This window comes from Roseomonas acroporae (assembly GCF_023223525.1).
GTDB classification, from domain to species: domain Bacteria; phylum Pseudomonadota; class Alphaproteobacteria; order Acetobacterales; family Acetobacteraceae; genus Roseomonas_E; species Roseomonas_E acroporae.
Map to the genome: position 1 here is coordinate 1 of NZ_JALPRX010000087.1, position 14,051 is coordinate 14,051.

Consider the following 14,051-nt stretch of genomic DNA (forward strand, 5'->3'; position numbering starts at 1 on the left):
GTCCCGCGGGACCGGCCCCGATGCCGCCCCGTGACGGGGTCGTCCGCGGACGGGATGTTGCGTGACGGGTGGGTCGGCAGCCGGGCCGGCGCACGGGGCGGAAGCGGGTGGCGCGGCGTGAGCCGCGAGAGAGGAGTCGGTACCCGGATGAAGTTCAGGATGTTCGGAGCGAAGGGCGTTTCCCGGAACGGCGCGCGGGAGGCCGGCGAGGCCGGTGCCGCCGCGCCCCGGGCGGACGATGCCCAGGGGCACGCCCCGGGCGGCGCCCGCTTCCGGCCGGGCGCCCTGGCGCTCGCCGCCGGCGCCTTCGTCGCGGGCGCCGCGGTCGGGCCGATGATCGGCGGCTCGGTGATCAGCGCCTGGGCGCAGGAGACCAGCGGCGGCCGCGCCGAGACCTACCGGCTGCTCAACCTGTTCGGCGACGTGTTCGAGCGCATCCGCGCCGAGTACGTCGAGCCGGTGAACGACCGCGACGCGATCGAGAACGCGATCAGCGGCATGCTCACGGGGCTCGACCCGCACAGCTCCTACATGAACGCCCGCTCCTTCCGCGACATGCAGGTGCAGACGCGCGGCGAGTTCGGCGGCCTCGGCATCGAGGTGACGCAGGAGAACGGCTACATCAAGGTGATCTCGCCGATCGACGACACCCCCGCCGCGCGCGCCGGGGTCAAGCCGGGCGACCTGATCACCATGCTCAACGGCCAGTCCGTCCAGGGGCTCACCCTGCAGGAGGCGGTGGAGCAGATGCGCGGCGAGCGCGGCAGCACCATCCGCATCACCATCCGCCGCGAGGGCACCGACCGGCCGATCGAGCTGACCCTGACGCGCGACGTGATCCGCCCGCAGGTGGTCCGCTACCGGCTGGAGGGCGGCGACATCGGCTACATCCGGCTCACCTCCTTCAACGAGCAGACCGATGTCGGCCTGCGCCGCGCCGTGCAGTCGCTGCGTCAACAGGCCGGCAACAATCTGCGCGGTATCGTCCTGGACCTCCGGAACAACCCGGGCGGCCTCTTGGATCAGGCGGTGCAGGTGAGCGACGACTTCCTCAACCAGGGCGAGATCGTCTCGACGCGCGCCCGGCGGCCCGAGGACGCGCAGCGCTGGAACGCCCGCACCGGCGACATCACCGACGGCCTGCCGGTCGTGGTGCTGATCAACGGCGGCTCCGCCTCGGCCAGCGAGATCGTCGCCGGCGCGCTGCAGGACCATCGCCGCGCGGTGGTGCTGGGGCAGAAGAGCTTCGGCAAGGGCTCGGTGCAGACCGTGATGCCGCTGCCCGGCAACGGCGCCATCCGGCTGACCACGGCGCGCTACTACACGCCTTCCGGCCGCTCGATCCAGAACACCGGGATCGAACCCGACATCGAGGTGCTGGCCACCCGCCAGGAGGCCACCGCCAACGTGCCGCGCGGCCCGGAGCGCGAGGCCGACCTGCGCCGCGCGCTGCGCAACGAGGGCGGCGTGCAGACCCCGGCCGGCACCAGCCTGCCGCCGCTGCAACTCCCGCCCGGCGTCGCCGAGCGGGTGCAGCGCCTGCCCGCCGAGGGCGCCCCCGCCTTCGACCCGACCAAGCCGGAGACCGACTTCCAGCTCCAGCAGGCGCTCGGCGTGCTGCGCGGCATCGCCGCCGCGCCGACGCCCCAGCGCCGCGCGGCGCGCTGAGCGGCGCGCCAGGGTACGCAGGGGGGCCTTTGGCCAAACTCTCCCACGGCGCCCTGGCGCTCGTCTGGCTCTGGTCGGGCGCGCTGGTGACGGTAGGCACCGGTGCGGCGACGCTCCAGGCCCTCGGTCCCCTGCCCGGCCCCACGCCGCCATCCCCCGCCGGCCGCCCGGCCGGCGGCCCGCTCCCCGTCGCCGATCCGCTCCCGGCCGCGGCACCCGGCGCGCCGATCGCCGTCGCGTCGCCTCCCGTCGTACCGGAAGCCGAGCCGACACCCGATCCGGCGCTCGCCCGGCTCCCGGAGGCGGCGTCGGCCGAGGCCGAAGGCCCCGCGGCAGTCGCGTCCGCCTCCGCCGCCGACGCCCCCGGGACGGCCGACCCGAACGGCACGCCTGCGGCCTCCGTGGCCGGGTCCCGGGAAGCCGCGCCGCCACCCGCCGCCACGGATCGCCCCGCTCCCCGGGAAGCCGCCACCCCCGCTCCGCCGCCCGCACCGCTCGTCGCCTCGCTCCCGGCGGCGCCCGCCGCGCCCGAGCCGCCCCCGCTGGCCCCGGCCGGCCCGGAGGCCATGGCGGTCGCCGCCCCGGCGATCCCGCCGCCCGACCCGGCGCTGATCGAGGAATCGCGCCAGGGCCCGCTGCCGCGCGTGGCGGCGGATGGCCGCACGCCGATCCGCACCTATGCCCGCCCCTTCGACCGCGCCGACCGCCGCCCCCGGCTCGGCATCGTCATCGCCGGCATGGGCCTGTCGGGCGCGATGACCGAGGACGCGATCCGCCGCCTGCCGCCCGCCGTCAGCCTCGCCTTCAGCCCCTACGCCGTCCGCCTCGACCCGATGCTGGCCAAGGCCCGGGCGCGCGGCATCGAGGTCATGGTCTCGCTGCCGCTGGAACCGGCCGGCTACCCGCTCAACGATCCCGGCGACCACGCCCTGCTCACCGGCCTGCCCCTGGTCGAGAACCTCGACCGCCTCGACTGGTCGCTTTCCCGCTTCGCCGGCTATGTCGGCGCGGTGGGAGCGCTCGGCGCCATGCGCGGCGAGCGCTTCGCGGCGATGGGCGACCTGCTCGGCACGGTGCAGGACGTGCTGCGCGGCCGCGGCCTGCTCTACATCGACCCCCGCCCCGGCGCCGTGCCCGGCGCCCTGCCGCGCGCCTGGGGCCGCGGCGTGGACATCGTGCTGGACGACCCGGCGACGCGCGGCGAGATCGAGCGCCGCCTGGCCGAGCTGGAGCGGCTGGCGCGCGAGCACGGCGCGGCGCTCGGCCTGGCGGGCGACCCGACGCCGGTGCTGGTCGAGCGCATCGCCGGCTGGGCCGCCGGGCTGGAGGCGCGCGGCGTCGTCCTCGCCCCCGTCTCCGCCCTCATCCGCCGCCCGGGGGCCACGCCGGAAGCGCCGCCGGAAGCCGCCGCGCGCCCCGCCGCCCGACTCGCGGGCGAGACCGCCACACCCCTCTCGTCGAACCCCTAACCCTGCCGCCGCCCGACAGGCCGGCCCGCCGTTGACAATCCCCCGCCCGGACCCGAGCGTTCGGCCCGACCGGCCCGGCAAGCGGCCGGACGCGCGAGAAGGGAAGCGACGAGCATGACCAGCGGCCTGCGCAAGGGTCTCACCAGCTACGGCGATGCCGGCTTCTCGCTGTTCCTCCGCAAGGCCTTCATCAAGGCCGCCGGCTACTCGGACGACGCGCTGGACCGCCCCATCGTCGGCATCACCGACACGGCCAGCGACTTCAACCCCTGCCACGGCAACGCGCCGCAGCTCATCGAGGCGATCCGGCGCGGCGTGATGCTGGCCGGTGGCCTGCCGATGAACTTCCCCACCATCTCGATCGGCGAATCCTTCGCCAACCCCACCTCCATGTACCTGCGCAACCTGATGGCGATGGACACGGAGGAGATGCTGCGCGCCCAGCCGATGGACGCGGTGGCGATCGTCGGCGGCTGCGACAAGACGCTGCCCGCCGCGCTGATGGGCGCGGCCTCGGCCGACATCCCGGCCATCGTCGTGCCCGTCGGCCCCATGGTGGTCGGCCACCATCGCGGCGAGGTGCTCGGCGCCTGCACCGACTGCCGCCGACTCTGGGGCCAGCACCGCGCCGGCAGCATCGGCGAGGCCGAGATCGAGACGATCAGCGGCCGCCTCGCCCCCTCGGTCGGCACCTGCATGGTGATGGGCACCGCCTCCACCATGGCCTGCATCATCGAGGCGCTCGGCATGTCGCTGCCCTACAGCGCCGCCATCCCCGCGCCGCACGCCGAGCGGCTGCGCAACGGCGAGGCCAGCGGCAGGCGCGCCGTGGCACTCGCCACCTCGCAGGCGCGCCGCCCCTCCGAGATCCTCACCCCGCGCGCCTTCCGCAACGCCATGGTCGTGCTCCAGGCGATCGGCGGCTCCACCAACGGCATCGTGCATCTGGCCGCCATCGCCGGCCGCCTCAGCCAGCGCATCGACCTTGAGGAATTCGACCGCATCGGCCGCGAGGTGCCCGTCCTCGTGGACCTCAAGCCCTCCGGCGACCACTACATGGAGCACTTCCACCACGCCGGCGGCGTGCCGAAGCTGCTGAAGGAGCTGGCCCCCTTCCTCGACCTCGACGCGCCCACCGTCGCCGGCGGCACGCTCGGCGACTACCTCGCCGTTGCCGAGGAGGTTCCCGGCCAGACCGTGATCCGCTCCCGCGCGGCGCCGCTCAAGGAGACCGGCGGCACGGCGGTGCTGCGCGGCAACCTCGCCCCCGATGGCTGCGTCATCAAGCATGCCGCCGCCACGCCCGCCCTTCTCCAGCACACCGGCCGCGCGGTGGTGTTCGAGAGCATCGAGGACATGACGACGCGGATCGACGATCCCGACCTCGACGTCACCGCCGACGACGTGCTCGTGCTCCAGAACGCCGGCCCGAAGGGCGCCCCCGGCATGCCCGAGGCCGGCTACCTGCCGATCCCGAAGAAGCTCGCCCGCGCCGGGGTGAAGGACATGGTCCGGATCTCCGACGCGCGGATGAGTGGCACCGCCTTCGGCACCATCGTGCTGCACATCGCCCCGGAATCCGCCGCCGGCGGCCCGCTCGGCCTGGTGCGGAACGGCGACACGATCCGTCTCGACGTCGCCGCCCGCCGCATCGACCTGCTGGTCGACCAGGCCGAGCTGGACCGGCGCGCCGCCGAGCCCCGCGCGCCGCGCCACGCCCCGACGCGTGGCTACGCGAAGCTGTTCCAGGACACCGTGCTGCAGGCCGATCGCGGCTGCGACTTCGGCTTCCTCACCTCGGAAGGCGAGTAGCCCGGGCGGCGGGGCCGCCGGATACGTTCAAAGCCCTTCCTGGCGGGGTCCGGGGCGGCGCCCCGCTTGCGTCAACGCGCCGCGCGTCCCGTCCGGGAACCGCCACCCAGCAGCAGCGCCAGCGCCAGCAGCACCACCGCCACCCCCGCCAGGAAGGCCGAGGGATAGCCGAACCGGGCGATGGCCAGCCCCGCCAGCGGCCCGGTCAGGCCGAGCGCCACGTCGAAGAAGGCCATGAACCCGGCCACCGCCTGCCCGCGCTGGGCCGCCGGCACGTGCCGCGTCGCCTCCACCCCCATCGAGGGGAAGACCAGCGAGAAGCCCATCCCGGTCAGCACGGCGCCGAGCCCGGCCACCACCGGCCCGCCCGCCAGCCACATCAGCGCCTGCCCGATCGCCTCCACCACCAGCGAGGCCGCGCCCACGCGCACCCCGCCATGCCGGTCCGGCCAGTGGGCGACGAACAGCCGCACCAGGATGTAGCCGGCGCCGAACCCGGCGATGCCGAGCCCCGCCCCGTCCCAGCCGCGATCGGCGTAGTAGAGCGCGAGGAAGCTCGCCATCACCGCGAAGGGCATGCTGCCGAGCGTCAGCACCAGCCCGGGCCGCCAGATCAGCCCCAGCACGCGGTGGAACGGCGCCCGCCGCCCGCCCATGGCCGGGGCGCCCGGCAGGCGCGCGGCGATGGCGAGCGCCAGCAGCGGGCAGGCCATGGCGCAGACCGCGACGCCGGCGAAGCCGAAATGCCGCAGGATCGGGATGCCCGCCGCCGCCCCCAGGCCGAGCGAGGCGTACATGGCGATGCCCTGCCACGCCATCACCATGCCGGTGCGCTGCGGCCCGAGCCGGGCGATTCCCCAGCTCATCGTGCCGGTCAGGAACAGGCTCTCGCCGAGGCCGAGCACCACGCGCCCGAGCAGGATCACGCCCAGCGCCGCCCCGCCCGCCAGCGGCGAGGCGAGGAGGTAGGCCAGCCCCGCCGCCACGGCCAGCGGCAGGCCGAGCAGCACGGAGGGCTTCGACCCGTGCGTGTCGCAGAAGCCGCCGGCGCGGTGGCGCGTCAGCACGGCGGCGATGGATTGCAGCCCGATGGTCCAGCCCACCACCACGGGGCTGAAGCCCAGCGTCTCGTGCAGGTGCAGCGAGAGCGCCGGCAGCGGGATGGCGACGGCGAGGAAGCCGAGGAAGACGATCGCCACCAGCGGCCCGAGGCTGGGCAGCACGGCGGGCTGCGGCGCGCGGCCGGCGCCGGGCGGAATGTGGATGGGCGGGGGATGTGCGGTCATGGAACACGCCTCTCCTGGGACGCGGCCGACCATGGGGGTCGGGACCGTCGTCGGGTGGCGCGTTGGATGACGTTAACGCTTACGGCCGGCCCCTCCGGGGGCACGGGAGCGGGGCCTGTCTCGCCCGAAGCCAAACGGGCGTCAAGAGGAACCTGGCCGCCCGGCCGGAGCCTGCCGATACTCCGCAACCCCGCCACCCGGCGGCCGCTCCCCCCGGCCATCGGCGCGGCAGGCCAGGGCCGATGGGCCTCCTTCCGCCTCCCCCACATGCTGCGCCGCCCAGCCCCGCGCGCCGCGCATCCGCCCCGGCCCGCCCCTTGCCGCCCCCGCTTGCCTCGGGCCGGCCGGCGCGCCATCTGTGCCGGGTCATGTCGCAACCTATCATGTCACAATCGAACGACCTCGTCGGCTGGCACGGCACCACCATCCTGTGCGTACGCAAGGGTGGGCAGGTGGCCATGGGCGGAGACGGCCAGGTCTCCCTCGGCCAGACCGTCGTCAAGGGCAATGCGCGCAAGGTCCGGCGCATCGCCCAGGGGCGCGTGCTGGCGGGCTTCGCCGGCGCCACCGCCGACGCCTTCACCCTGCTCGAACGCCTGGAAGCCAAGCTGGAGCGCTTCCCGGACCAGCTCGAACGCGCCTGCGTCGAGCTCGCCAAGGACTGGCGCACCGACCGCTACCTGCGCCGGCTGGAGGCGCTGCTCGCCGTCGCCGACCGCGAGCGCTCCCTCCTGCTCACCGGCCAGGGCGACGTGCTGGAGCCGGAGGACGGCGTCATCGGCATCGGCTCCGGCGGCAACTACGCGCTTTCCGCCGCCCGCGCGCTGATGGATGTCGAGGGCATCTCCGCCGAGGAGGTGGTCCGCCGCTCCATGAAGATCGCCGGCGACATCTGCGTCTACACCAACGGCAACGTCACGCTGGAGACGCTGGAAAGCACGCGCTGAGGCGCCCGCGCCCGACGCACACGCACACGCACACGTGGCCGAGAGACGCCGCGCCGGCCTTGGAACGGCGGCGCGGCCCCGGCACGATCAGAACGCAGGACGCGGACGTCGCGGGCCGGAAGGCGGCACGTCCCCGGGCCGGAAGGATACAGAATGGAAACCGTGAACTACTCGCCGCGCGAGATCGTCTCCGAGCTGGACCGCTTCATCGTCGGCCAGCACGACGCCAAGCGCGCCGTCGCGATCGCGCTGCGCAACCGCTGGCGCCGCCAGCAGCTCCCCGAGACGATGCGCCACGAGGTGGTGCCGAAGAACATCCTGATGATCGGCCCCACCGGCGTCGGCAAGACCGAGATCGCGCGCCGCCTCGCGCGGCTGGCCAACGCCCCCTTCCTCAAGGTCGAGGCCACGAAGTTCACCGAGGTCGGCTATGTCGGCCGCGACGTGGAGCAGATCGTGCGCGACCTCGTCGAGGTCTCGATCAACGAGACCCGCGAGCAGGCGCGCAGGGAGGTCCAGGCCAAGGCCGAGCTGAACGCCGAGGAGCGGCTCGTCAGCGCCCTGGTCGGCGAGGCCGCCTCGGGCGAGACGCGCATGAAGTTCCGCCGGCGGCTGCGGGACGGCGAGATCGAGGGCCAGGAGATCGAGGTCGAGGTCGCCGACCAGGGCCCGCCCGGCGGCATGGCCGAGATCCCCGGCATGCCCGGCGCGCAGATGCTCAACATCCAGGAGATGATGGGCAAGATGTTCGGCCGCCAGGCCAAGCGCCGCAAGATGACGGTGGCCGAGGCGCGCGTGGCGCTCCAGAGCGACGAGGCGGACCGCCTGCTCGACGACGAGAAGGTCAAGCGCGACGCGGTGTTCAACGTCGAGCAGCACGGCATCGTCTTCCTCGACGAGATCGACAAGATCTGCGCCCGCACCGGCGAGGGCGGCTTCCGCGGCGGCGACGTCAGCCGGGAGGGCGTGCAGCGCGACCTGCTGCCGCTGATCGAGGGCACCACGGTCAGCACCAAGCACGGGCCGGTGAAGACCGACCACATCCTCTTCATCGCCTCCGGCGCCTTCCATCTCGCCAAGCCCTCGGACCTGCTGCCCGAGCTACAGGGCCGCCTGCCGATCCGCGTCGAGCTCGCCGCTCTCACCCGCGACGACTTCCGCCGCATCCTGACCGAGCCGGAGCACTCGCTGATCAAGCAGTACGTCGCCCTGCTCGGCACGGAGGGCGTGGAGCTGACCATCACCGACGACGCGATCGATGCGGTGGCCGACCTCGCCGCCGACATCAACGCGAAGGTGGAGAACATCGGCGCCCGCCGGCTTTCCACCGTGCTGGAGCGGCTGCTCGACGAGATCAGCTTCACCGCCAGCGACCGCAAGGGCGAGACGGTGACGGTGGACGGCGCGCTGGTGCGCGAGCGCGTGGCGCCGCTCGCCGGCTCGGCGGACCTGTCGCGCTACATCCTGTAGCCGAGAGACCTGCCGGGAGGGCCCGCCCCTCCCGGCCCCGCCGCCCCCGCTCGCGGCCTACCGGAAGGGCGGCTCGTCGAAGGAGCGCAGCTTGCGCGAATGCAGCGCGCCGAGCTGCCCGCGCAGGATGTCGAAGGTGGCCAGCCCGATCGCGAGGTGCTCGCCCACCGCGCGCTGGTAGAAGGCGGTGGCGGCGCCGGGCAGCTTGATCTCCCCGTGCAGCGGCTTGTCGGAGACGCAGAGCAGCGTACCGTAGGGAACCCGCAGCCGGTAGCCCTGCGCCGCCAGCGTGCCGCTCTCCATGTCCACCGCGATGGCCCGGCCGAGGTTGATCCGCCGCCGCTCCTGCGACCAGCGCAGCTCCCAGTTGCGGTCGTCGTAGGTGACGACGGTGCCGGTGCGCAGCCGCCGCTTCAGCGCCTCGCCGGCATCGCCGGTGACGGCGGCCGCCGCCTGCTGCAACGCCACCTGCACCTCGGCCAGCGCCGGCAGCGGGATCTCCGGCGGCACCAGCTCGTCGAGGATGCGGTCGCGGCGCAGATAGCCGTGGGCGAGCACGTAGTCGCCGATCACCTGGCTCGCCCGCAGCCCGCCGCAATGGCCGACCATCAGCCAGCAATGCGGGCGCAGCACGGCGAGGTGGTCGGTGATCGTCTTGGCGTTGGAGGGGCCGACGCCGATGTTGACGATGCTCACCCCGTCCCGCCCGTCCGCCGCGACGAGGTGGTAGGCGGGCATCTGGAAGCGCTGCCACGGCGCCGAGGCCGCCATCGCCGCGGCCGCCGCCGGATCGTCGCCGCGCGCCACCGAGCCGCCGCCGGGCAGCACCAGCCGCACATAGGGCGAGCCCGGCCGGCCCAGCTCGGCGATCGACCACGCCACGAACTGCTCGACGTAGCGCTGGTAGTTGGTGAGCAGGATCCAGGGCCGCACGGCGCGCCAGTCGCTGCCCGTGTAGTGGACGAGGCGGCGCAGCGAGTAGTCCACGCGCACGGCGTCGAACAGCGCCAGGGGGCGCGGCGTGCCCGGCCGGAAGTCCCACAGCCCGTCCGCCACCTCGTCGCCCACCGCCGAGAGCATCGGCACCGGGAAGTGCCGCGCCAGCGCGGCGGCGGAAACGCCGCCCTGGGACAGCTCGTCACCAGCCTCCAGCACGTAGGGGTACGGGATCTCCTGCCGGCCGGGAGCGACGGTCAGGGCCGCGCCGTACTCCCCGGCCAGCGGGCGGAGCTGCTCCAGCAGGTAGGGCCGGAAGGCGGCGGGCTGGGTGACGGTGGTGGCGTAGGTGCCCGGCTCCACCAGCTTGGCCCAGGCGCGGCGGACCGGCGGCGGCGGCTCGCCGCCCGACCAGGAAAGGCGAAGCTCGGGATAGCGGAAACGGGCGCGCTCGGCGGCATCCGGCGGCGCGCCGCCGGCGACGAAGCGGGCCAGCGCCTCGCGCTCGGCCAGCACGGCCTCGGCATAGAGGGCCTCGAGCCGGTCCACCGCCTGCTCCGGCGGCAGCGTGTCGCGCTCCGGGAGGGGGCGGCCCTCCGGCTGATCGGTCATGTGCGCCAGCATCCTCCGGCCGGATGGTACGGCTCCGGCAAGGCCCGGCGCGACCCTATCGCGGATGCGGGTGCCGGCGAATTCCCTTGCCGGAGACGGCATCATGACTCTTTGATGACACAACCACCGGATTGTTGCACCGCGGCAGATCGCACGGCATGTGCGTTGGCACTGCCGCGCAACCCCGACCGCCGCGGACGATCCCGGCGGCACCGGACAGGCCCATGGCGATCGAGATCGAGCGCAAATTCCTCGTCGCCGACGATCGGTGGCGGGCCGGCGTCGTCGAGCGGCAGCAGATCAGGCAGGGCTACCTGCAACGCGGCGGGCCGGACGGGCCCACGGTCCGCGTCCGCTCGACCGGCAGCCGCGGCTGGATCACCGTCAAGGGGCGCGGCGGGCTCGCCCGGTCGGAATTCGAGTACCCGATCCCGGCCGAGGATGCCGCGCACATGCTGGCGACGCTCTGCCGGCGGCCGCTGATCGAGAAGGTCCGGCACGTCGTGCCGCATGCCGGGCTGTCCTGGTGCATCGACGTGTTCGGCGGCCATCTCGCCGGGCTGGTGCTGGCCGAGGTCGAGCTGCGCGAGATCGGCCAGGCGGTGGCGCTGCCGCCCTGGGCCGGCACCGAGGTGACCGGCGACCTGCGCTTCCACAATTCGGCGCTCGTCCTGGCCGGCGGCGTGCCGGTGCCGCAGGGCGCGGGCGAGGCGCATCCGGCCGGCCGGTCGTTCCCGGATGGGCGGGCGGACGGCCATCCGGACTCCCAGACGCCCTGACCCGCCCCCTGCCCTCCATGCCCGTCTTCCGGCGCCGGCGCCCGGCCTGCCCCCGGCCGTTCCGGGGGCGGCCGATCACGCGCCCCGCCTGCGTCGGCCGCCGCGCCGTGCCATAAGCCGCGCCGGCCCCGGGTGCCCCCGGCGGCCCGGCCGCCCGCGGTGCATCGCCGACGCCCCGACGGCGTTGCGCCCGGCAGCAGCCCGACATCCACGCCGCACCCCGCAGGAGGCTCCATGGCCGGCATCCCCACCTTCGCGACGCCGCCCGGCTTCCTCGGCCTCGGCCGGCACGACCGCGACGCCGAATTCGTGGTGGCGGGAATCCCGCTCGACATCGGCACCACCAACCGCGGCGGCGCGCGCGGCGGGCCGGCGGCGATCCGGCAGGCCAGCCGCATGCTGGTGGACGGCGCGCATCCGCGCGGCTGGGTCGATCCGGCGGCGCTGTCGCTCTCGGATGCGGGCGACTTCGCCATCGCGCTCGGCGACATCGCCGGCAGCCTCGCGCTGATCGAGGCGCAGGCGGCGTCGGTCGGCGGGCAGCTCCTGGCGCTCGGCGGCGAGCACGGCATCACGCTGGCGCTGCTGCGGGCGCTGGCGAAGCGCACGGGCCGGAAGCTGGCGCTGGTGCATTTCGATGCGCATGTGGACACCTGGCCGGACAATTTCGGGCAGCGCTACGGCCACGGCTCGGTGTTCTTCCACGCCATCGAGGAAGGGCTGATCGAGCCGCGCCGGACCATCCAGATCGGCATCCGCTCGCCGGTGCAGCGCGCGGTGTGGGACTGGACCGTGGGGCGCGGCGTCACGATTCTCGACGCCGAGGCGGTGCACGAGGCGGGCGCCGCGGCGACGGCGCGGCGCATCGCCGAGGTGGTGGGCGATGCCCCCGCCTATCTCTCCTTCGACGTGGACGCGCTCGATCCCGCCTTCGCGCCCGGCACCGGCACGCCGGAGATCGGCGGGCTGGCGAGCTGGCAGGCGCAGGCGATCCTGCGCCGACTCGGCGGCATCGGCTTTCTCGGCATGGATGTCGTCGAGGTGGCGCCGGCCTACGACGTCGCCGAGATCACCGCGCTCGCGGCGGCGACGGTGGTGTGGGAGTATCTCGCCCTGCTCGGGGCGCGCGGCTGAGCTGCCCTTCACTCGCCATTCACGAGATTGGCCTTGAATCCCGCGCAGAACGGCCCTATCTCAACGCCGCTCTGACGCAATTCGCACGTGCCGCGAGCCCGCCTTCTGGGCACAGCAACGACGTAACGCGTCCTTTTCGGTCGAGCCGGCCACCCGTGGGCCGGTGTCCTTGAGGGATACGGCTATGTTGTTCCGCCGCTCCGGCGCGATGTCATCCCATCGCGACAAACGCTGACCCGTAACCGGAACGCCTGAAGGCGTTCCGCACGGGTTCAGCCGTTTCCCGACGCGCCGCGCGCTGGTCGCCGGCGGCGTTCCCCCCGTCATTGCCGCGTGGGCCTGCCTGATCGGCAGCGCCCGGACGGCGCACCCGGTCGCGAGGGTCGCCCCCATGAGCCTGCTCCGTTCCCGTACCGCCCTGTCCCCGCTTCGCCGCCGCGTCGGCGCCGCCGCTGCCGCCCTGCCGGCGGTGGACGACATCGTCGCCGTGACCCGGCCCGAGGCGCCGCTGGTCTGCGTCCGGCCCGAGGCCGTGACGGCGGCGGCGCGCGACTTCGTCGCGGGCTTCCCGGGCGAGGTGCTGTACGCCGTGAAGTGCAACCCCGAGCCCGCCGTGCTGCGCGCGCTCTGGGCCGGTGGCGTGCGGCATTTCGACTGCGCCTCGGCGGCCGAGGTGGCGCTGGTGCGGCGGATGTTCCCGCGCGCGGCGATCCACTTCATGCACCCGGTGAAGTCGCGCGGCGCGATCCGCGAGGCATGGGCGACACATGGCGTGCGCGACTTCGTGCTCGACCATGCCGACGAGCTCACGAAGATCCGCGAGGAGACCGGCGCGGGCGCGGCGGAAGGGCTCGGCCTGTTCGTGCGCCTCGCCCTGCCCGCGGGCGGCCCGGGGAACGGCGTGATGTACGACCTCTCCGGCAAGTTCGGCGCGGATGTCGAGGAGACGGCGGCGCTGCTGCGCGCGGCGCGGCCGCACGCGGCGCGGCTCGGCGTGTCCTTCCATGTCGGCTCGCAGTGCATGGACCCGCTGGCCTGGCGGCGCGCGCTGCAGCTCGTCGGCGAGGCGGTGGCGCTCGCGGGCGTCACGGTCGAGGTGGTCGATGTCGGCGGCGGCTTCCCGGTGAGCTACCCGGGCATGGAGCCGCCGCCGCAGGGCGCCTTCTTCGCCGAGATCGAGTCCGCCTTCGAGGCGCTGGCGCTTCCCGGTGCCGTGCTGTGGGCGGAGCCGGGGCGCGCGCTGGTCGCGGCGGGCGGCTCGGTGGTGGTGCAGGTGCAGCTTCGCCGCGGCGACGCGCTGTACCTGAACGACGGCGTGTATGGCTGCCTGTCGGACATGGGGATGCCGGGGGGCGCGCCGGGCTTCCGCTTCCCGGTGCGCCTGATCCGGCCGGACGCCGACGTGTCGGAGGAGATTCGCGACTTCGTCTTCTTCGGCCCGACCTGCGACAGCGCCGACCGCATGCGCGGCCCGTTCCCGCTGCCGGCCGATGCGCGCGAGGGCGACTGGATCGAGATCGCGCAGCTCGGCGCCTATGGCGCGTGCCTGCGCACCGCGTTCAACGGCTTCGACGGCACGCGGCTCGTCGAGGTGCGCGGCGAGGCGCGCGGGCGCGTCGCCGAGGCTGTTCCGGTGTAGGCCGGGACGCACCCGGCCACGCGAATTGCATGGCCGGGACTGCGAGGAATCGAAACCGACGATGACGGACCGGCGGCGCGCGGCGTGGCGACACGCGGCGCGGCCGGCCCGTCCTCGCCCGGAGACCGGCACGGCGACGCCGTGCCCACTGCGGAATTCCGCTGTTCTCGTCAGCGAATTCCGGGAAGCCATGCCGGGCGGCGGTGCCCGGCATGCGCGGCGCAGATAATCCTTGCACCCATGCGCCGGGTGCTTCATATGCCGCCGCCGTTGACCTGATCGACCGTCGATCAACCCGG

General features: G+C 74.3%; 10 protein-coding genes. 8 read left to right on the top strand and 2 right to left on the bottom strand.

Going from position 1 to position 14,051, the window contains the following annotated elements:
* Nucleotides 1-147 precede the first annotated feature (147 nt).
* The 3 genes from M0638_RS19250 (at nt 148) to M0638_RS19260 (ending at nt 4,949) form a co-directional block, all read left to right on the top strand.
* Nucleotides 148-1,668, top strand: a complete 1,521-nt coding sequence (locus tag M0638_RS19250) for a S41 family peptidase (RefSeq protein ID WP_456316047.1) — start codon at nt 148-150, stop codon at nt 1,666-1,668.
* Nucleotides 1,669-2,234: 566 nt separating this feature from the next.
* Nucleotides 2,235-3,137, top strand: a complete 903-nt coding sequence (locus M0638_RS19255; RefSeq protein ID WP_248668633.1) for a divergent polysaccharide deacetylase family protein — start codon at nt 2,235-2,237, stop codon at nt 3,135-3,137.
* A 114-nt stretch (nt 3,138-3,251) separates the two neighbouring features.
* The gene (locus tag M0638_RS19260; protein WP_248668634.1) at nt 3,252-4,949 is read left to right on the top strand and encodes an IlvD/Edd family dehydratase; all 1,698 of its coding nucleotides are present in this window, start codon (nt 3,252-3,254) and stop codon (nt 4,947-4,949) included.
* 71 nt (nt 4,950-5,020) lie between these two features.
* Here the strand turns inward: M0638_RS19260 and M0638_RS19265 are convergent, their stop codons facing one another.
* Complete coding sequence (locus tag M0638_RS19265; protein WP_248668635.1) at nt 5,021-6,235, bottom strand: MFS transporter; 1,215 nt, start codon at nt 6,233-6,235, stop codon at nt 5,021-5,023.
* Nucleotides 6,236-6,618: 383 nt separating this feature from the next.
* Between M0638_RS19265 and hslV the strand changes: the two genes are divergently transcribed.
* Both hslV and hslU read left to right on the top strand, forming a co-directional pair.
* Nucleotides 6,619-7,182, top strand: a complete 564-nt coding sequence (hslV, locus tag M0638_RS19270) for an ATP-dependent protease subunit HslV (protein ID WP_248668636.1) — start codon at nt 6,619-6,621, stop codon at nt 7,180-7,182.
* A 153-nt stretch (nt 7,183-7,335) separates the two neighbouring features.
* The gene (gene hslU / locus M0638_RS19275; protein WP_248668637.1) at nt 7,336-8,652 is read left to right on the top strand and encodes an ATP-dependent protease ATPase subunit HslU; all 1,317 of its coding nucleotides are present in this window, start codon (nt 7,336-7,338) and stop codon (nt 8,650-8,652) included.
* 57 nt (nt 8,653-8,709) lie between these two features.
* Here hslU and M0638_RS19280 read toward each other — a convergent pair whose 3' ends face one another.
* The gene (locus M0638_RS19280) at nt 8,710-10,200 is read right to left on the bottom strand and encodes an AMP nucleosidase (protein ID WP_248668638.1); all 1,491 of its coding nucleotides are present in this window, start codon (nt 10,198-10,200) and stop codon (nt 8,710-8,712) included.
* Nucleotides 10,201-10,424: 224 nt separating this feature from the next.
* Between M0638_RS19280 and M0638_RS19285 the strand changes: the two genes are divergently transcribed.
* The 3 genes from M0638_RS19285 (at nt 10,425) to M0638_RS19295 (ending at nt 13,752) form a co-directional block, all read left to right on the top strand.
* The gene (locus tag M0638_RS19285) at nt 10,425-10,979 is read left to right on the top strand and encodes a CYTH domain-containing protein (RefSeq protein ID WP_248668639.1); all 555 of its coding nucleotides are present in this window, start codon (nt 10,425-10,427) and stop codon (nt 10,977-10,979) included.
* Between the two features lie 234 nt (nt 10,980-11,213).
* Nucleotides 11,214-12,113 (top strand): agmatinase, encoded by a 900-nt coding sequence (gene speB, locus M0638_RS19290; RefSeq protein ID WP_248668640.1) that lies wholly within the window; start codon nt 11,214-11,216, stop codon nt 12,111-12,113.
* A gap of 391 nt (nt 12,114-12,504) precedes the next feature.
* The gene (locus tag M0638_RS19295) at nt 12,505-13,752 is read left to right on the top strand and encodes a type III PLP-dependent enzyme (protein ID WP_248668641.1); all 1,248 of its coding nucleotides are present in this window, start codon (nt 12,505-12,507) and stop codon (nt 13,750-13,752) included.
* The last annotated feature ends 299 nt before the right edge of the window (nt 13,753-14,051 follow it).